Raw genomic sequence first — 19,512 nt, forward strand, 5'->3', positions numbered from 1 at the left:
AGGCCTGCCGCCAGCGTTCAATCTGAGCCATGATCAAACTCTTCAGTTCAAACATCTTTGGGTTTTTAAGAAACCCTAAACTTGGCTCAGCAATCGTTGGTTACATCTTTGATTTCTCGCGGAGTAACTTGTGATGCTGATAATCTTGTTGACTATCAGTCTGACTCCACAAGCACCCACACGAATTGCTTGATTCAGTTGTTAAAGAGCGNTTGGTTAAGATCTTTCGTCTCAACCGAGGCGCGCATTCTACAGCAGCCTCTGTTGCTGTCAAGCACTAAATTTCAAATTTTCTTCATGAAATTCAACTACTTGCCGCCAACTCAGTTTCAAACTCCTCGTTAGCGGGAGGCGAATAATACAGTGTTTTATTTGGTGGTCAACCACCTGTTGTAATTATTTTCACCTAATCCATGCGGCTTAGGCGGAGTACCGACTTCTGCCTCATAAGCTGTCCAGGCTTTGCTTGCATTACCCGTCGACAAACCCGCCCTCTTTACCAGCTGCGCTATGATCGCGCCCCTCTGCGCCAAGAGTCTTGAACGGGATGTCTATGTCTATGTCTTTGCCATTAGCTGACGCTCATCAATCACTACCACCCGTACTCGTCGGCCCGTTATTGCGGCGCCTGGAACCTGCGCGGCTGGTGCTCTGGCTGGTCGGGTCGCGTGCGCTGGCGCTGACGCTGCGCCTGCAAGGCATCGATATCCGCCTCGATGCGGATCAATGCACGATCATTCCCGTCGGCACTCATGCCTTTATTCATCTAATAGATGTACCACTGAACACCGCCCTGCCCTGCGACACGCTGATCGAGTACGACCTGCTGATCACCGAGGCGGGTGGCGCTCCGTCGGGCACCGCCGAGTGGGCACCTCACCTACTATATGGCGAAGCGCGCTGCCCGAACTTTGTGTTGCGCTCACAGATCGATCAGTTGCTGCATGGCTCCTGCCGTAAACCTCACCATCCGGCGGCCGATGGCTTGCTGTGTGTCGACCGGTTGCTCGCGTCAGAGCCGGACGCAAGCAAGCGTCCGGCTCTATTAATGATGAGCGGTGATCAGGTGTATGCGGATGATGTCGCGGGACCAATGCTGCGTGCAATTCATGCCTTGATCGAACATCTGGGGTTGTTCGACGAACACCTCGACGGCGCAGTAGTCAGCGACAGCACCAAACTCTACGAACATCCGGCCAGTTACTACCATCGTGCGGATTTGTTACCGGCGCTTGAGAGCAACGAAACCCTGCGCGAGCGATTTTTCGGTGGGGCGCGTAAGCCGATTTTCACCAGCAGCAGCGCCGACAATCATTTGGTGACCTTCGCCGAAGTCATGGCCATGTACCTGCTGGTGTGGTCGCCAACGTCCTGGACGCTGATCGCGCCGCAACCACCGACACTGACGCCCGAACGACACAAGCGTTATGCCCTGGAGCAGACGCGCATAGATGGGTTCAAGGCGGGGCTGGGTGGCGTCGCGCGGGCGATGGCGCATTTGCCATGCCTGATGATTTTCGATGACCACGATATTACCGATGACTGGAATCTTTCTGCGCAATGGGAGGAAACGGCCTACAACCATCCGTTCTCCAAGCGCATCATCGGCAACGCGCTGTTTGCTTATATGTTGTGTCAGGGTTGGGGCAACAACCCGGATGCGTTTGGCAGCGTACTGGAAAAAACCCGCTTATTGAGCGTCACGGGGCAAGACCATCACCTCGACAGCGAGGTCCAGGACGAATTGATCGATGAACTGCTGAGTTTTCAGCAGTGGCATTACGTGCTGCCCACTCGCCCGGCGCTGGTGGTGCTCGACACCCGCACCCGGCGCTGGCGCAGCGAGATGAACCTCAAACAGCCGTCGGGCCTGCTGGACTGGGAAGCGCTCAGTGAGCTGCAACAGGAATTGCTCGATCATCCTTCGGCGATCATCGTTTCACCGGCGCCGATCTTCGGCGTCAAACTGATCGAAACCGTACAGCGCGTGTTCAGTTGGTGCGGTTATCCACTGCTGGTGGACGCCGAAAACTGGATGGCTCATCGCGGCGCGGCTCAAGTGATCCTGAACATTTTCCGACACTCCCGCACACCCGGTAACTACGTGGTGCTGTCCGGTGATGTGCATTATTCCTTCGTCTATGAAGTATTGATCCGACACCGCAAGGCCGGCCCGCGTATCTGGCAGATCACCAGCAGCGGTATCAAAAACGAATTCCCACCCGCCTTGCTCGAATGGTTCGACCGCCTCAACCGTTGGCTCTACTCGCCCCGCTCGCCCCTTAACTGGCTGACCAAACGCCGACGCATGCGCATTGTTCCGCACATTCCCGAACACGCCGAAGCTGGGGAACGGCTGTGGAACTCGGCAGGAATTGGTCAAGTGTTCTTCAATGAAAAGGGTCAACCACAGGATATTTATCAATTCAATGCGGATGGATCGCCGAAGACGCGAATGATTGCGCCAGAAGTGTCCGAAACAGCCGACTGACTTTGCATGAATAACCATGAGCAATCATTACCCGGCCACCCTAAAACTCACTCGAACCCTGATCATCGGCAACTCCGGCTCGGGCAAGAGCTGGCTGGCCAAACGAATGGCCGAGCATCTGCAAGTGCCCTGGACCGATCTCGACCTGATTCACTGGGTATCCGATGAACACAGCATCGCCCGTCCCCGCAACGAAGCACTGGGAATGGCGCGGGTGGCGGCGAGTGAAGAGCGCTGGGTTATCGAGGGTGTTTACGGCTGGATGGTTAGCGAACTTGTGAAGCAGGCCACTGCGCTGATCTGGCTGTGTCTGGAGGACGAAGATTGCGTGAACAACATTCGCCAGCGAGAAGCGAGGCGGGACGAGAAGGAAGAGTTGCTGATTGCGTTACTCGATTGGGCCGGCAGCTACCGTACTCGCCAAGGGTCCAGTGGATTTGCCGCGCATCAGCGTTTGTTTGAAGGGTTTAGCAGTTCAAAACTTCAACTGATGAACCGGGCTGAAGTCTCCGCTTTCGTCAGTACGGTGCAGCAAACCAATTGATAGCCCCCGCAAGATAGCCCCCGCAATTTTCTTGGGGGCTTATTTCACTGAGGGAGACACCGATTTTGTAGGAGCTGCCGAAGGCTGCTCCTACAAAGGGAAGCGGTGTATACACAGAAGGTGTCAGGCCGCTTTCACCGCCCGCCCCACCCCTCTGACAATCATTTCCACTTCCCGCTCATCGATCGTCAGCGGTGGCAGCAGGCGAATGGTCTTGCCCCGTGTCACGTTGATCAGCAAACCGTGATCCCGCGCGGCAATCAAGGTCAGGTCGCGGATTGGTTGGGCCAGTTCGATGCCAATCATCAATCCCTGGCCACGGATCACCAGGACGTTCGGGTCGTCGGCCAGTTCGACGCGCAATCTGGCAAGCAGGCGTTCGCCCTGAAGTCTGGCGTTTTCCAGCAGGCCTTGTTCCTCGATGATCTCCAGCACGGTGCAACCCACCCGACACGCCAGCGGATTGCCGCCGAATGTACTGCCGTGGCTGCCGGGTGTGAACAAATCCGCAGCCCTGCCCCGAGCCAGGCAGGCACCGATGGGCACTCCGTTACCCAGGCCTTTGGCCAAGGTCATGACGTCCGGGATGATGCCTTCGTGCTGGAACGCAAACCACTGGCCGGTACGGCCGATGCCGGTCTGGATTTCGTCGAGCATCATTAACCAGGCGCGCCGGTCACAGAGCTCGCGCACCGCTTTGAGATAACCGGGCGGCGCCACTTGCACACCACTTTCGCCCTGAATCGGCTCCATCAGAATCGCCACAATGCGTGGGCCGTGGGCTTTCTGCGCCTTTTCCAGGGCAGCGAGGTCACCGAATGGCACTTTAATGAAGTCCCCCGGCAACTTGTTATACCCCAGGCGCACCGCCGGGCCGTCACTGGCCGACAAGGTGCCGAGGGTCCGTCCGTGGAAAGCATTCTCCATGACCACTACCAGCGGTTGTTCGATGCCTTTGTGCCAGCCGTAAAGCCGCGCAAGTTTCAGCGCAGTTTCGTTGGCTTCGGCACCGGAGTTATTGAAGAACGCCCGCTCCATGCCCGATAGCCGAACCAGTTTCTGCGCCAGCCGCTGTTGCCAGTCGATGCTGTACAGGTTGGATGTGTGCAACAGCAACCCGGCCTGTTCGCTGATGGCCGACACGATTCGCGGATGGGAATGACCGACATTGGTCACCGCCACGCCCGCCACCGCGTCCAGGTATTCACGACCGGCTTGATCCCACAGTCGCGTGCCCAGGCCTTTGCTGAAACTCAGGGCCAAAGGTTGGTAAGTGCTCATCAGGCAGGTGGCGGTCATGACATCAAGCTCCATCAATAGTCGGTGTTTTTGCAGTATCGTTAGCCACCTGAGCTGGATAAACACTGAAATACTTCAATCATTTTAAAGCTGGGCTTGATAATGGATTTATTCCAGGCAATGACCGTTTACGTAAGAGTGGTGGAAGCCGGCAGCATGACCGCCGCCGCTTTGCAGTGCGAAATGTCCACGACCATGGTCGGTAATCACCTGCGGGCTCTGGAGCAACGCCTGGGTGTGCGCTTGCTCAACCGTACGACACGGCGTCAGCGTTTGACGGAATTCGGCACGGCGTACTATCAGCGGTGTCTCGAAGTGCTGGGGCTGGTGGCTGATTCCGAGCGCCTGGCCGAACAAACCCTCGACGAGCCGAGCGGCACTCTGCGCATCACCGCACCGCTGACCTTCGGCACCGAACGGCTCGCACCGGCCCTGAGCGAGTTCACCCTGCGCTGCCCGCAAGTCAAACTCGACGTCGTTTTGACCAACCAGCGTCTGGACTTGCTCGACAACGGTTTCGACGTGGCGATTCGTCTGGGCACGACCGAACTGTCCAACATGATTTCTCGCCCGCTCATCGACTACACGATGACCCTGTGCGCATCGAAGGATTATCTGGAGCGTCGAGGCACACCGGAGAAACCCGCCGACCTGCAACACCATGACTGTCTGGCCTTCGCCTACCCGGCCGGAGATGACTGGCACTCGGTAGCCAAACAATGGCGCCTGAAGGGGCCCGAAGGCGAAGTCATGGTGGCGGTCAGCGGGCCGATGTTGATCAACAGCTCGGCGGGGCTGCATCAAGCGGCGCGAACCGGCATGGGCATCGTGATGGTGCCCGATGCGCTGGTGGAGCAAGACCTTCGGGACGGAAAACTGGTGGCCTTGATGCAGGATTACCAACTGCCAAGTCGGCCGATGAACCTGGTGTACGCCCAGGACCGCTACCGTTTGCCGAAATTGCGCAGCTTCGTTGACTTTGCACTGCGGTGGTGGGGCAAACACTAGCCGGGGCAATACGCCATGAATTAATCTCCTCGACTGACGAGTCACGTTGATATCAGGACGGCAGGGAGACCGATGATGGGTGATGCATCGAAAATCGAGCCGTTGAAGTTCGATCTGTCAGATTTTAACGAAGACATGCTGCACACCGTTCTGGAACTGGTCAGCGATGGCATCTGGGACTGGAACGCCAACACCGGGTTCGTCTATCGCAACCCCGGGTGGTACGAGATGCTCGGCTATACGCCTCATTCCCTGGACAACAATGTGTTGACCTGGGAAAACGTGATCCACCCCGACGATTATTCGCGGGTCATGGCATTGTTTGATGACTACCTGGATCAGCGCGCTCCCGGTTATCAGGCCGAGTATCGCTGCCGCATGCGCGATGGCACTTACACCTGGATCGAGGATCGCGGCTACGTACTGGCACGTAATGCCGACGGCTCGGTGGCGCGAATGATCGGCGCGCACCGCAGCATCGAAGACAAGAAACGCCTGATCGAAGAAATGGAGCGGCGTAATCAATCCCTTGAAGCCATCGTCAAGGAACGCACTCGGGAGTTGTCCCGGGTCAATCAGCAGTTACAGATTCAACTCGAAGAAAATCGCAAATTGGCAGAAACCGATGTGCTGACCGGCATCGCCAATCGCTATCGACTGGAGAAAACCCTGCCCAAGGAATGCGACCGTGCCCAACGCTTCCGCGAACCCCTGTCGCTGATCGCCATGGACCTCGATGACTTCAAAAACATCAACGATCACTACGGTCACGCCCTGGGAGATGCAGCGTTGGTGCAAGTGATCGAGAGTGTAAAGCACTGCGTGCGCAAAGGTGATCTGTTGGCGCGCTGGGGCGGTGACGAATTCATCCTGATCCTGCCCAATACCTTGCTGGCCGACGCCAGGTCACTCGCTGAAAGAATCCGTCATGGCCTGGCGAGCCTGCTGCCGGTCGGGGACTATCAAGTGACCATGAGTTTTGGCGTGGTGCAGCGCTTTGAAGAAGAACAACAGACCGGGTTGCTGGCCAGGGCCGATCAGGCGCTGTATCGGTCGAAAATCGCGGGCAAGAATCTGATTTCAGGTTGAGCCGCCTGCCTACATGCCCGCTTTTACCAATACTGGTTTTTCCTGATACCGATCCGGATACAGTTGCTTCAACTGCGCCACTTTCGGCAGGTCATTGATCACGATGTAGGGGTACGTCGGGTGCTCGGTCAGGAAGTCCTGATGCTCCTCCTCCGCCGGGTAGAAGCCGTTGTAGCTTTCCAGCTTGGTGACAATCGGTTTGTTGAATGAATGAGCAGCGTCGAGCTGGGTGATGTAGGCCTGGGCGACGCGTTGCTGTTCGGTGTTTTTCGGGAATAGCGCCGACCGATACTGGGTGCCTCTGTCCGGGCCCTGACGGTTGAGTTCGGTGGGGTTGTGAGCCACCGAAAAATAGATCTGCAACAGGGTTCCGTAACTGACCTGAGCGGGATCGAAGGTCACTTCGACAGCCTCCGCATGGCCGGTATCCCCCTCGCTGACCCGCTCGTACTGAGCGGTATTGGCTGCGCCACCGGCATAACCGGAAACCGCATTTTTCACCCCTTTGACATGCTGAAACACGCCTTGGACGCCCCAGAAGCAACCGCCGGCAAAAACCGCCGTTTCGCTGTGCGCCTGGGTGGTTTCGTCAAGCGTCGGCGCCGGGATGATGACCGCCTCTTCGGCGCCCGTGAACGAGAACGCAGAGCACTGACCGATAACGGTGGCGGCGGCCAAACCCAGAATTGTGCGACGCCAGTTGAATGGGTTTTTCATGGGCTGTCTCCTGAATGAATGGGGGCTGTCAACCAAACGTAAACGCATACGCCGACACACCCTGATCGAGAAACTCGATGCTGAACGTCCGGTCCTTTACGCCTGAGGTCTGGCGTACCAGTTGATACAACCGCTGCTCGGTGACGCTGCCGCTGCCATCAGGCGCGACGTCGATACCGTGGGCATCACCTGGGGGCTTGCCGTCGATCAACACTTTGAAACGCACCGGTTTGCCGTCAGCACCGGGGCCCAACACCAAGTGCAAATCGCGAGCGTGAAACCGATAGACGATACGACTGGCCGCAGCGTTTGAAACGGCCCGCTCCGGACCGACAGCCCATTGACCGTCGAGGCTCCAGTCATTGAGGGCCAGTTGTGACGGTGGCTTATAGGCAGTCGCCTTGTCCGGCACCAGGCTGGTTTCAGAGGCGAAATGCTCCATCCGCCGGTAGCCGACATAGGTTTCGGGGGATTGCACTTCATTCATGTCCGGGGCGAGTTGAACACCCTGGGCGTTGGCATTGATCAGCCCCTGCGCGACTTTCGCGGCCCCCGCCTCACGCAACAGTTGCTGAATCACTTGCTCGGATTCGGCGTACTTGCCTTCACCAAAATGGTGATAACGAATGCGTCCCTGAGCATCGACAAAGTAATGGGCCGGCCAGTATTCGTTGTTGAAAGCGCGCCAGATCTTGTAGTCATTATCAATGGCCACCGGGTAGGTGATGCCCAGGTCCTTCATGGCTTTGGTGACATTGCCCACATCCCGTTCGAAAGCAAACTCGGGCGCGTGGACACCGATCACCACCAAACCCTGATCGCGATACTTCTCGGCCCAGGCCTTCACATACGGCAGGGTGCGCAGGCAGTTGATGCAGGAGTAAGTCCAGAAATCCACCAGCACGACCTTGCCCTTCAACGCCTGGGCGGTGAGTGGGGGCGAGTTGAGCCATTGCACTGCGCCGTCCAGGGATGGAAGGCTGCCCTCAATCGGCAGCGCGCTCGGCGCCTTCGCGGTCACTTTCATCGCATCGCCAGCGGCCGTCATGCTGCCAGCGGGTTGATCGCCGGCCCGTGGAATCTGCGCCATCATTGTCCCGCTGTTGGCCGGTGTCTTACTGGCCAATCGGTTAACCAGCACCTGCTCGATGCCGCCGGTGGACGCCGTCGAAACCCGCGCCAGAATCCCGGTATCCAGCCCAAGGGCAATCGCCACCACACCGACCAGCATCGCGCCGCCCAGGCCACGACGTAGCCACTCGCCAGCGCCTATCGAGCGCTTCATTGCGGCGAAGACTTTACCGCCCAGCAGCAGTGCCGCGGCGAGAGAAGTGGCGGCACCGGCCGCGTAAGCCAATAGCAACAGGGTGGTCGCGATGCTTGCCCCTTGCAGCGCCGCACCGGTCAGCAGTAAACCCAGAATCGGCCCGGCGCAGGGTGCCCAGAGCAGGCCCGTGGCGACGCCGATCAGGAATGAAGCGCCGGGACGCGGACGGGAATCTACGCCCGCGGCTTCCGACAGCCGACCGCCGGCCGCCACCAGTGGACGCGTCAGGCGTTCGGCCAGCCGCGGCAGCAACAGCGTCAGCCCGAACAGTGCCACGAACAGCAACGCGAGCCAGCGACCGTACTGATTGACTTGCACCACCCAACCGCCGCCCACCGCCGCCAACGAGGCGACGAGCGCGAAGGTCAGTGCCATCCCCGCCAGCAGCGGCAAGCCACTTTTCATAAACGGCTGCCCGGTGCGAGCGAAGACAAAGGGCAATACCGGCAGAATGCACGGGCTGACAATCGTCAGCACACCACCGAGATAAGCGAGGGCCAGAAGCCACATAACGTCGACCTGCATGAAGTGAGTGAAAGGAAGTGCCCATGGATCACGCCTGTGGCTTGAAGGTCAGCGCCTGGCCGTTCATGCAGTAACGCAGACCGGTGGGCTTTGGCCCATCCTCGAAGACATGCCCCAGATGACCGCCGCAACGACGACAGTGCACCTCTTCGCGCAATACACCGAAGGAGCGGTCCTGTCGGGTGGCCACCGCGTTGTCCAGGGGCGCCCAGAAACTCGGCCAGCCAGTACGACTGTCGAACTTGCTGTCGGAAGAAAACAACGACAGATCACAACCGGCGCAGGCAAAAACGCCCTTGCGGTGCTCGTTGTTCAGCGGGCTGCTGTAGGCCCGTTCGGTGCCCTCTTCGCGCAGTATTTCGTACTGCTCGGCGCTGAGCCGGACGCGCCATTCGCTGTCGCTGTGGGTCACCTCGAAAACCTCCTGCGCGCGGACTTCATCGACCAGCGCAATGCTTGTGGAAAATTTTGGCAATACACCGATCACCAGGGCTGCAGCCCCCAGCCCGCCGCTCGCTACCAGAAACTGTCGCCGTGAAAACATGGCCTTCTCCAAAATTCCAGGTGCCTTGCATAGAACACAGCCTAGGCTTGAGTTGATCGCCAAATCCTCACGAGGAGTTAAATAATTCGTGATAACTCAACCTCAGGAAAACCCGCACAATGTGTTCATTGCGTCACAAAGGATTGAGCTCCATGGAACAGACCAAACGCGTCCTGGTGGTCGAGGACGACCTGCACATCGCCGACCTTATCTGCCTGCATCTGCGCGATGAGCAGTTCGAGGTAGTGCACTGCGCCGACGGCGACGAGGGCATGCGTCTGTTGCAGCAAGGAAGCTGGGACGCACTGATCCTCGACCTGATGCTGCCCGGCGTCGATGGCCTGGAAATCTGCCGCCGCGCCCGGGCCATGGCCCGCTACACACCGATCATCATCACCAGTGCGCGCTCCAGCGAAGTGCATCGGATTCTGGGACTGGAGCTGGGCGCCGACGATTACCTGGCCAAACCCTTTTCCATGCTCGAGCTGGTGGCACGGGTCAAGGCACTGCTGCGACGGGTCGACGCCATGGCCCGCAATCTGAAAATGGATGCAGGCAGTCTGATCAGCGATGGCCTGTCCATCGACCCGATCACCCGTGAAGTCTCCCTCGACGGCCGTCGTCTTGACCTCACGCCACGGGAATTCGACCTGCTGTACTTCTTTGTCCGTCAGCCTGGCAAAGTCTTCTCGCGCATGGACCTGCTCAATGCGGTGTGGGGCTACAGCCACGAAGGCTATGAACACACAGTCAACACTCATATCAACCGCCTGCGGGCCAAGATCGAGGCCGATCCGGCACAACCGGCGCGCATCCTCACGGTGTGGGGCCGTGGCTACAAATTCGCAGCAAGCGGAGAGCAGCCATGAGGTTGACCCTGACCCAACGCCTGTCCCTGGTGTTCGCCGTGCTGTTGCTGGTGTGCAGCGGCACCTCGGTATGGATGCAGGTACGCTCCAACCAGATGCATGAGCTGGAAGTGGTGCAAGGCTTGTCGCGGGATCTGGCGCAACACATCGCCCACGACACCGTGCTGATGGACCGCAATGGCCCGATGCCCAATGCCGTGCGCGAACTGTTCAGCCAGCTGATGCTGGTCAATCCCAGTGTCGAGGTCTATCTGCTGGATACCGGCGGCCGGATTGTCGGCAGCGCCGCGCCTGAAGGCCGAATACATCGGGAGCAGGTCGATCTGGTGCCAATCCAGCGCTTGCTCAAGGGCGAGGCATTGCCGATTCTCGGCGACGATCCGCGCAGCGTCGATGGTCGCAAGGTGTTCAGCGCCGCGCCTTTGCGGGTCAACGGTCAGCCGGCCGGTTATTTGTATGTGGTGTTGCTCAGCGAAGCGCACGACCGCTTCGCCGAGCGCGGAGCCACCAGCGCGGCGCTCAATACCGCGTTGTTGTCCATCGGACTGGTGGCGTTGCTGTGCCTGATTGCCGGCCTCACGGCATTTGCCCTGATCACCCGGCCATTGCGTCGCTTGACCGAGAAAGTGAGTCAGTTCGATATCAACGGCGTTCCAACCGCTTCGCCGGAACCTGAGCCGGAGCCGGAGCCCATGGAAAAGGCCGCCAGCCACGATGAAATAGCTGTACTCGACGCGGCCTTTCGGCAGATGCAAGCGCGCCTCGGTGAACAATGGCGCTCGCTGACCCGTCAGGATCAGGAGCGTCGCGAACTGGTGGCCAACATCTCCCACGACCTGCGCACGCCGCTGGCTTCGCTGCACGGTTACCTGGAAACCCTGTCGCTCAAGGACGCCACCTTGTCCCCCGCCGATCGCCGTCGCTATCTGGGAATCGCCCTGGATCAAAGCCGCAAGGTCGGCGGCCTGGCGCAATCGTTGCTGGAACTGGTGCGGCTGGAACACGGTTTCGTGCAACCGGTGCTGGAGCGTTTCTCCCTGACTGATCTGGTGCAGGACATTTTTCAGAAGTTCGAACTCAGCGCCGAAGCGCGCCAGATTGAACTCAAGGCCACCTTCGCCCCCAACGTCGCCGTGGCCTGCGCCGACCTGGGGCTGATCGAGCGGGTGCTGACCAATTTGTTCGATAACGCCCTGCGCCACACGCCCCAAGGGGGAAAAATCGAACTCAGCCTCCGCCCCCAAGGGGCTTTTATCGAAGTGACCGTCAGCGACACCGGCCCCGGCATCGCCCCCCAACTGCGTGAAGGTCTGTTCCTGCGGCCATTCAACATTGGCGGCGCACGGCGCGATGGCGGGCTGGGGCTGCGGATCGTGCACCGGATCCTGCAATTGCACGGTCGCGAGATCGAGCTGATCGATGTGCCGGGACGCGGCGCGACTTTTCGCTTCTCCTTGCCGGTGGATGAGCAAACGGCGGAGCAGTGGATGACTCGTTCGATGAATATGAATTCGACGGGGAAATAGTCGATAGCCTCGGCCATGGCAGCAGCTATTATCCGGACTCTTCATTCCCGGCACGGACGCTACGTAATGCTCAACACCCTGCAAAACACCCCGCTATGGGTTTATGCGATCTTTCTGCTGCTCTGTTACTACGGCGTCAAAGCCTTATCCCCCACCCATGAAAGCAAAACGTCGTTGCTTGTCACTCCACCGCTTTTGCTCGGCTGGTCGCTGTACTCGCTGAACCTGACGCTGAGCCCTCAAATATCGATTGGCTGCTGGTTGGCCGCCGTCATTCTGGGCAGCCTCGCGGCACTGGTTGTATTTGCGCGCAAAGGTATTGAGCTGGATGATCCGGAAACCGGGCTGATCGTGCCGGGCACGGCTAAAACACTGGTGCTCTACCTGCTGTTTTTTGCCGTGAACTATTACTTCGGCTATCAGGATGAGGTGCATCCGGAGTTCGCCGTCACGGTTGAGATGGTGCTGCTCAAGGCCACGGCGTCGGGTTTTGTCTGCGGATTGATCAGCGGGCGGGCGCTGAAATTTTATCGGGTGCTGCTGACACTCCAGGCAAAACGCCCGCAGATGTCAGCCGGTTAAAAGCGCTCTCACCAAAAATACTGACCAGCCACCTGTTCATCCGTGACAACGCAGCGTGGGTCCAATAGATTAGGCGGCCTGAAAAAGCCCTGTGCTTTCTCGCCTCTATCCAAGTTAAAGAAGTAGTGAAATTTCAATGTCCGATTCCAATACCGCTGAATCCGTAGTCACCTTGTCGTCCAAAGCGGAATACGAAAACTCCATCAATCTTTCACAACACGTGCCTCAGGCCAAGACCATCAGCGAGATGGTTCTGGACGCTTTTCAATCCACCCGGGAAAGCGACCAGATCCGCGAACTGCGCGCCGCGATTCGCCAGGCTCACGACAGCTTCGATGACGATAAAGCCTACGAATTGATGGGCGAACTCAAGCAATTGAAAGACGCCGAAGCGGCCGATATTGCCGCCCTGGAAGACCTGAGCAGCAAATTCCCGATCAGCCGCATTCTGTCCAGCTTCAAGGACGACCCGGCGTTCCAGGAAATCGTTTATGGCCTGGCGCTGAAAGTGCTGAACCAGACTCACCAAGCCATCAGCAACCCGAGCAGCGGCAAGAGCAAAGCGGCTCGCGCCAAAAAAGAAGTCGAAGTGTTCACCATCAGCAAGGACGGCATCAGCGTCACCCTGCCCCTGCGCACCCCGCGCTCGCGCCTGAACGTTGACCGTGAAGCGCTGGAATTCCTGGGCTTCACTTTCGTCGGCGAAGGTGAAGAAGCGGAGCTGGAAAGCGAGACGTTCCTGGACAATGCCGGGGCCGAACAACCGGTCAACCGAAAAAACATCATCACCGCGCTGCAGCAGCAGACCGCGTTCGACGGTTACAGCATCGCCGCGCAGTAACGCTAAACGCTGCACACAAAAATCCCCGCCATCGAGCGGGGATTTTTATTGCCTGCGCGCACGAGATTGGCACTCGGCTCAGGTGCTGCACGCCATCTCAAACCGCCCACAAAAACGGTTTAGCCCTGATGAAATCTTGTAGTTTCCATAAAGAGAAAACGATCAGACAAAGACCACTAGACCAATTCAATAGGCGAGTGCTTTTCCTTCCAGACAATGCCCTTCCAATAACATCGCCCCCCATTACGTACACCATCTGGCAGGCGAGACTGCCGACGAAAAAACCAGCGAGCGAAAGAGGCACGTTAACAGTCGCTTCGTCTGAGTGATTAGCGATGACATAAGAGGTGATTGCCACAATGGTCAACGGATTGCTCAGCGTTAACGCAAACACAGAGAAAAAGCCTGATTGGCGTGTGATGCTCATTGTCGAATCAGAGGACGCAGTGATCCTTATACCCAAATAGAAGAGATAGGCTATTGAGACAACTGTCAGAAGATCCAGATAGCCCAATACAAAGGTTTTGATCAGCGCTACCCCCATCAACGCGACTGCGGCATACAGAGCATCCGCCAGGGCTGCTCCGAACGCACCTGGTACGGCGCTCAATCGTCCATGCAAGATGGACTGCCTCAATATAATCAAGGCAATCGGCCCAAAGGTGATCGACAACACGATTGAAAATAATAGAGATCGCTGAAAATCCTGCACGTCCTTGCCCTCTGATTCCATTTCCCTTCACGATACTAATCCTGACCCGAGATGGTCATTCATCCCTGCCCGGCCCAGCTGAACCGTAGCGAGCAAAGCAGGTGCTGGCATTAGGAGACTTCCTAAATGCCATACTCCGTTTTCCTAAACAATCTGATCCTTCGCACAACCAAGAGTTATGCAAAAGGGGCTCGAGTTCAGAGCCACCTGAATCGCCCCCAACAAAAAGCCCCGCCATTCTCTCGAAGGGCGGGGCTTTTCTTTACAGCATCCGACGCTTAAGGCGCGTACGTCAGCAGCAACTCGCTCGGCACTTTGAAGTCCAGGGACATCATCACGCTCAACGCAGTAATGGTGAAGATCGAGAACACGAACAGCTTGCGTGCCCAGACCGTGTCATCCACTGCCTTGTAGCCGGTCCAGGCCATGTACAGCCAGTACATGCCCATGGCCGCGGCGACGGCGAGGTAGCTCATGCCGGCGTAGCCGCTGAAGGTCAGCATCAAGGTCGCCACGAGGAAGGCCAGGATGTAGAGCAGGATGTGTTTCTTGGCCACTTCAATGCCGCGCTTCACTGGCAGCACCGGAATCGATGCGGCCAGGTAATCGTTGAAGCGGAAGATTGCGATGGCGTAGGAATGCGGCATCTGCCACAGGCTGAACATCACCAGCAACGTCAGCGCGGCCATGTCGAAGTTATTGCTGACTGCGACGTAACCGATCACCGGCGGCATCGCCCCCGACAGACTGCCCACCAGCGTGCCGTGAACCGACTTGCGCTTGAGGTACAGGCTGTAGAAGCCGACGTAGATGACAAAACCGATCACCGCGAACAGCGCGGCCAACGGGTTGGCCACCTTGTACAACAACGCAACGCCGGCGACACCCAGGACGGTCGCATAAGCCAGGGCCAGTTTCAGGGAGATCAAGCCCTGGACCAGCACCCGGTTCTTGGTGCGCTCCATCTTCAGGTCGATGTCGCGGTCGATGCAGTTGTTGAACACGCAACCGGAGGCTACTACCAGGGAGGTGCCGATCATCGCGGCCAGGAAAATGGCCAGATCGACATGCCCTTTGGAGGCCAGGAAGAATCCGCCTGCCACAGAAAGCACGTTACCGAAAATGATCCCCGGTTTGGTGATTTGGATAAAGTGCTTAAAGGACATCCGGACTTACCTCAGTGCGCCATCATGTTGGTGTGGATGCTGAACATGATCCACAGCGACAGGCCTACCAACAGGACGATTACGATCGCGGCGAAAACAAACGCAATCACGTTGTTACGCTGCGCTGCCGAACGGTCCAGGTGGAGGAAGTACACCAGGTGCACCAGCACCTGGATGACTGCGAAGGCCAGTACGATCCACAGGGTCAGGGCTTTTGGCAGCGACGGGTACATCACCAGGCCAAAAGGAATGACGGTCAGGATCACCGACAGAATGAAACCGATAGCGTAGGACTTGACGCTGCCGTGGCCGGCGTCGTGGCTATCGTGGGAATGAGCGTTAGCCATTTACATAGTCCCCATCAGATAAACAACGGTGAATACGCAGATCCACACCACGTCCAGGAAGTGCCAGAACAGGCTCAGGCAACTCAGACGGGTCTTGTTGGTCGCCGTCAGGCCGTTTTTCTGCACCTGATACATCATGATCGCCATCCAGATCAGACCGCTGGTCACGTGCAGACCGTGGGTGCCGACCAGGGTGAAGAACCCGGACAGGAAGCCGCTGCGGCTAGGACCGAAGCCCTCGGAGATCAACATGTGGAACTCGTTGACTTCCATGCCGATGAAGCCGGCGCCGAACAGGAAGGTCAGGGCCAGCCAGCCCAGGACCTGGTTCTTCTTGCCCTTGAACAACGCCAGCATGGCGAAGCCGTAGGTGATCGAACTGAACAGCAGCAGAGCGGTTTCGCCCAGTACGTATGGCAGCTCGAAGATGTCGTGGCCCGACGGGCCACCCGCTACGTTGTTAACCAGTACCGCGTACGCCGCGAAGATCGACGCAAACAGAATGCAGTCGGTCATCAGGTAGAGCCAGAAACCGAATACGGTCATCTCGCCCGAGTCGTGGTGATGGTCATCATGCCCATGTCCATCGACATGGGTGTGTCCAGCATTGGTCACTAAGTTCGACATGGTTTAAGCCTGTTCCAACGAGGTTTCAACACGGGTGGTGGTGGCTGGAATTTTCCCGGCCGCTACCAGACGCTTGTGCTGCTCGGCTTCGATGCGCTCGATCACGTCGACCGGCACCATATAGCCTTGATCATCACGTGCAGCGTGGATCACGAAGTAGCCCACGGTGCCAACCAGACCAACGATGGCCAACCACCAGATGTGCCAGATCATCGCGAAACCGAACACGGTCAACAGAGCACCCATGACCAGACCGGTCGCGGTGTTGTTTGGCATGTGGATCGGCTCGTACTTGGCCGGAGCCTTGTACGCGGTGCCGTTTTCCTTGGCTTCGGTGAACGGGTCGATGCCTTCTGCTTTTGGCAACACGGCAAAGTTGTAGAACGGTGGTGGCGAGGAAGTCGACCATTCCAGGGTGTGGGCATTCCATGGGTCGCCGTGCTCGCACATGTTCTGCGGCAGCTTGCGGTCACGGATACTCACGTACAGCTGGATCAGCTGGCAGGCGATACCCGCAGCGATCATCACCGCACCGAACATGGCAACGTACAGGTACGGTACCCACTCAGGGTTGGTGGTGGCGTTCAGACGACGGGTCATGCCCATGAAGCCCAGAACATAGAGCGGCATGAACGCGACGAAGAAGCCGGAGATCCAGAACCAGAATGCTGCCTTGCCCCAGCCTTCGTGCAGCTTGAAGCCGAACGCTTTCGGGAAGTAGAAGCCGAAACCTGCGATGTAACCGAATACCGCGCCGCCGATGATCACGTTATGGAAGTGCGCGATCACGAACAGGCTGTTGTGCAGTACGAAGTCAGCACCCGGGATGGCCAGCAGTACGCCGGTCATGCCGCCGATAGCGAAGGTCACCATGAAGCCCAGGGTCCACAGAACCTGGCTGGTGAAACGCAGACGGCCTTGATAAATGGTGAACAGCCAGTTGAATAGCTTCACACCCGTCGGGATCGAAATCAGCATCGTCGCCAGACCGAAGAAGGCGTTGACGCTGGCACCCGAACCCATGGTGAAGAAGTGGTGCAGCCAAACCATGAAGCCCAGGATCGAGATCGCGCCCGATGCGTAGACCATCGAGTGGTGGCCGAACAGACGCTTGCCGGTGAAGGTCGAGATGACTTCGGAGAAGATCCCGAACGCTGGCAGAATCAGGATGTAAACCTCGGGGTGACCCCAAGCCCAGAACAGGTTGACGTACATCATCGGATTGCCACCAAGTTCATTGGTGAAAATGTGGAAATCCATGTAACGGTCAAGCGTCAGCAAAGCCAGGGTAGCGGTCAGGATCGGGAACGAAGCCACAATCAGGACGTTGGCCCAGGTGCAGGTCCAGGTGAAGATCGGCATGTCCATCAGCTTCATGCCAGGGGTACGCATTTTCAGCACGGTGGCCAGGAAGTTGACCCCCGTCAGCGTCGTACCTAACCCGGATAGCTGCAGCGCCCAGATGTAGTAATCCATCCCCACGCCCGGGCTGTATTGCAGGCCCGACAGCGGCGGATAGGCAACCCAACCGGTCTTGGCGAATTCGCCAACGCCCAGGGACAGGTTGATCAGCACCACGCCGGAAACCAGCAGCCAGAAGCTCAGGGAGTTCAGGAACGGGTAGGCAACGTCACGCGCGCCGATCTGCAGCGGCACTGCAAGGTTCATCAGGCCGGTGAAGAATGGCATCGCCATGAAGATGATCATGATCACACCGTGAGCGGTGAAGATCTGGTCATAGTGTTCAGGTGGCAGGTAGCCAGGCGAACCCTCGGTGGCCATGGCCAGCTGGGTACGCATCATGATGGCGTCAGCAAAACCACGCAGCAGCATGACCATGGCGACGACGATGTACATCACGCCGATTTTCTTGTGGTCGACCGAGGTCAACCACTCGGTCCACAAATAGGTCCACTTCTTGAAGTAGGTGATTGCAGCGAACAGTGCCAGACCGCCGAGCGCGATCATGGCGATGGTCACCATTACGATCGGCTCGTGGAACGGGACCGCTTCCCAACTTAATTTACCAAACATCGTTTACTCCTCTGCCCCGGCAGCTGAATGCGAACTCATGTCCATTCCTTCCATGGCGGCCACTTCGTGCTCTTTCTTCTCGTGGTGCACTGGCTTGCCCGGTTTCATGCCTTCGTACTTGTCGACGATGATCTGGAACAGGTTCGGCGTGACCGAGGAGTAAAGCTCGACTGGGTTGTTCTGGCTTTGTTTGGACAGGGCTGCGTATTCAGCTTGTTCAAGCTGTTTAGGTGCCTTTTTGACTTCGCTTACCCAGGCGTCGAAATCTTCCTGAGAAGTGGCGATAGCTTTGAATTTCATGCCGGTGAAACCCGCGCCGCTGTAGTTGGCGGAGATACCGTCCATTTCAGCGTTCTGGTTGGCGATCAGGTGCAGTTTGGTCTGCATGCCCGCCATCGCGTAGATCTGACCGCCCAGAGCAGGGATGAAGAACGAGTTCATCACGGCGTCGGAAGTGATCTTGAAGTTGATCGGGGTGTGCGCCGGGAACACGATCTTGTTGACCGTGGCGATGCCTTGTTCCGGGTAGATGAACAGCCACTTCCAGTCCAGCGCGACCACTTCAATGGTGACCGGCTTGACGTCGGATTCCAGCGGCTTGTAAGGATCCAGTGCGTGGGTCGACTTGTAGGTGACGTAACCCAGGGCAATGATGATCAGTACCGGAATAGTCCACACCGCGATTTCGATCTTGGTGGAGTGGGACCATTTTGGCGTGTAGACGGCGTCCTGGTTGGAAGCGCGATATTTCCAGGCGAACAGGAACGTCATGACGATGACCGGCACGACGACCAACAGCATCAGCAGCGTTGCGGTGATGATCAGGTTTCGCTCATCCAGGCCGACCTGGCCCTTGGGATCGAGCAAGGTCATGTTGCAGCCTCCCAGCAACAACGTGCCGAGCAGCGGCAATAAGCCTAGTAGTCTGGGGTACCTGTTTTTACTCATCTCACGACCTCTAAAGCAGCTTGCGCAATGCAGTTGGGTTTTGATCGCCAACACTTCACCCTGCCAAGGGTTGGCATTTTTCTTGGATTGAATAAGGGCCTGCCCGTCGCGCGTCAGACGCGGTTCGACAATTGCTGGGCCTGCGGTGTGTTCTTATTCGAATTCGTGGTCAAGGGCCTTGTTACAGACCAATTCCATTTGGTGCGGATCGTCGGAAGGCACCGACAATGGGGAGTCGCATGAAGCCATCAGGCTTCTCGACGCCCTGTTCTACTCATAAGCCTGAGTCAGGATGAGCAGTGCCGGGAATTCAGTG

At 57.8% G+C, this 19,512-nt stretch carries 18 protein-coding genes; 8 read left to right on the plus strand and 10 right to left on the minus strand.

The genetic code is table 11. The annotated features are described in order from the left end of the window. Positions 1-553: 553 nt before the first annotated feature. Both AF70_RS21330 and AF70_RS21335 read left to right on the plus strand, forming a co-directional pair. Complete coding sequence (locus AF70_RS21330; protein WP_028939828.1) at positions 554-2,491, plus strand: alkaline phosphatase D family protein; 1,938 nt, start codon at positions 554-556, stop codon at positions 2,489-2,491. A 16-nt stretch (positions 2,492-2,507) separates the two neighbouring features. Beyond that, positions 2,508-3,035 carry an adenylate kinase gene (locus tag AF70_RS21335; protein ID WP_019582321.1) on the plus strand — a complete coding sequence of 176 codons (528 nt, stop codon included), beginning with the start codon at positions 2,508-2,510 and terminating at the stop codon, positions 3,033-3,035. Positions 3,036-3,158: 123 nt separating this feature from the next. Here the strand turns inward: AF70_RS21335 and AF70_RS21340 are convergent, their stop codons facing one another. Beyond that, entirely contained in the window at positions 3,159-4,334 is a 1,176-nt protein-coding gene (locus tag AF70_RS21340; protein WP_018930169.1) for an aspartate aminotransferase family protein, read from the minus strand. 102 nt (positions 4,335-4,436) lie between these two features. Between AF70_RS21340 and AF70_RS21345 the strand changes: the two genes are divergently transcribed. After that, positions 4,437-5,342, plus strand: coding sequence for a LysR family transcriptional regulator (locus AF70_RS21345; protein ID WP_019582322.1), 906 nt, complete (start codon positions 4,437-4,439; stop codon positions 5,340-5,342). Between the two features lie 75 nt (positions 5,343-5,417). Then, positions 5,418-6,431, plus strand: coding sequence for a sensor domain-containing diguanylate cyclase (locus AF70_RS21350; protein WP_019582323.1), 1,014 nt, complete (start codon positions 5,418-5,420; stop codon positions 6,429-6,431). 9 nt (positions 6,432-6,440) lie between these two features. Here the strand turns inward: AF70_RS21350 and msrA are convergent, their stop codons facing one another. The 3 genes from msrA to msrB are packed head-to-tail and all read right to left on the minus strand — an operon-like array spanning position 6,441 to position 9,544. Then, positions 6,441-7,148 (minus strand): peptide-methionine (S)-S-oxide reductase MsrA, encoded by a 708-nt coding sequence (msrA, locus tag AF70_RS21355; RefSeq protein WP_019582324.1) that lies wholly within the window; start codon positions 7,146-7,148, stop codon positions 6,441-6,443. 28 nt (positions 7,149-7,176) lie between these two features. Then, positions 7,177-8,985: a cytochrome c biogenesis protein DipZ gene (locus AF70_RS21360; RefSeq protein WP_028939829.1), complete on the minus strand. Its 1,809-nt coding sequence runs from the start codon at positions 8,983-8,985 to the stop codon at positions 7,177-7,179. Between the two features lie 43 nt (positions 8,986-9,028). Further along, on the minus strand, positions 9,029-9,544 hold the full coding sequence (msrB, locus tag AF70_RS21365; protein ID WP_028939830.1) for a peptide-methionine (R)-S-oxide reductase MsrB: 516 nt from the start codon (positions 9,542-9,544) through the stop codon (positions 9,029-9,031). A gap of 152 nt (positions 9,545-9,696) precedes the next feature. On the opposite strand from msrB, the gene AF70_RS21370 reads away from it, so the two are divergent. The 4 genes from AF70_RS21370 (at position 9,697) to AF70_RS21385 (ending at position 13,362) form a co-directional block, all read left to right on the plus strand. Next, positions 9,697-10,413 carry a response regulator transcription factor gene (locus tag AF70_RS21370; protein ID WP_018930163.1) on the plus strand — a complete coding sequence of 239 codons (717 nt, stop codon included), beginning with the start codon at positions 9,697-9,699 and terminating at the stop codon, positions 10,411-10,413. Next, positions 10,410-11,939, plus strand: coding sequence for a HAMP domain-containing sensor histidine kinase (locus tag AF70_RS21375; protein ID WP_028939831.1), 1,530 nt, complete (start codon positions 10,410-10,412; stop codon positions 11,937-11,939). Before AF70_RS21370 ends, AF70_RS21375 begins: the two co-directional genes overlap by 4 nt. 66 nt (positions 11,940-12,005) lie before the next feature. After that, a complete protein-coding gene (locus AF70_RS21380; protein WP_028939832.1) occupies positions 12,006-12,521 on the plus strand; it encodes a hypothetical protein in 516 nt (171 codons plus the stop codon). 136 nt (positions 12,522-12,657) lie between these two features. After that, on the plus strand, positions 12,658-13,362 hold the full coding sequence (locus AF70_RS21385; protein ID WP_018930160.1) for a hypothetical protein: 705 nt from the start codon (positions 12,658-12,660) through the stop codon (positions 13,360-13,362). Positions 13,363-13,459: 97 nt separating this feature from the next. Here the strand turns inward: AF70_RS21385 and AF70_RS21390 are convergent, their stop codons facing one another. The 6 genes from AF70_RS21390 to cyoA form a co-directional block, all read right to left on the minus strand. Then, positions 13,460-14,095 (minus strand): LysE family translocator, encoded by a 636-nt coding sequence (locus AF70_RS21390; protein WP_019582328.1) that lies wholly within the window; start codon positions 14,093-14,095, stop codon positions 13,460-13,462. A 257-nt stretch (positions 14,096-14,352) separates the two neighbouring features. Further along, positions 14,353-15,240 carry a heme o synthase gene (gene cyoE, locus AF70_RS21395; RefSeq protein ID WP_007941628.1) on the minus strand — a complete coding sequence of 296 codons (888 nt, stop codon included), beginning with the start codon at positions 15,238-15,240 and terminating at the stop codon, positions 14,353-14,355. A gap of 11 nt (positions 15,241-15,251) precedes the next feature. After that, positions 15,252-15,587: a cytochrome o ubiquinol oxidase subunit IV gene (gene cyoD / locus AF70_RS21400; RefSeq protein WP_008025399.1), complete on the minus strand. Its 336-nt coding sequence runs from the start codon at positions 15,585-15,587 to the stop codon at positions 15,252-15,254. Further along, positions 15,588-16,214, minus strand: a complete 627-nt coding sequence (locus tag AF70_RS21405) for a cytochrome o ubiquinol oxidase subunit III (protein ID WP_019582330.1) — start codon at positions 16,212-16,214, stop codon at positions 15,588-15,590. A gap of 3 nt (positions 16,215-16,217) precedes the next feature. Then, positions 16,218-18,248, minus strand: a complete 2,031-nt coding sequence (gene cyoB, locus AF70_RS21410) for a cytochrome o ubiquinol oxidase subunit I (RefSeq protein ID WP_019582331.1) — start codon at positions 18,246-18,248, stop codon at positions 16,218-16,220. A gap of 3 nt (positions 18,249-18,251) precedes the next feature. Continuing rightward, a complete protein-coding gene (cyoA, locus tag AF70_RS21415) occupies positions 18,252-19,196 on the minus strand; it encodes a ubiquinol oxidase subunit II (protein ID WP_026286728.1) in 945 nt (314 codons plus the stop codon). Positions 19,197-19,512: the final 316 nt, after the last annotated feature.

Source organism: Pseudomonas sp. KD5, assembly GCF_012932895.1.
Lineage (GTDB): Bacteria > Pseudomonadota > Gammaproteobacteria > Pseudomonadales > Pseudomonadaceae > Aquipseudomonas.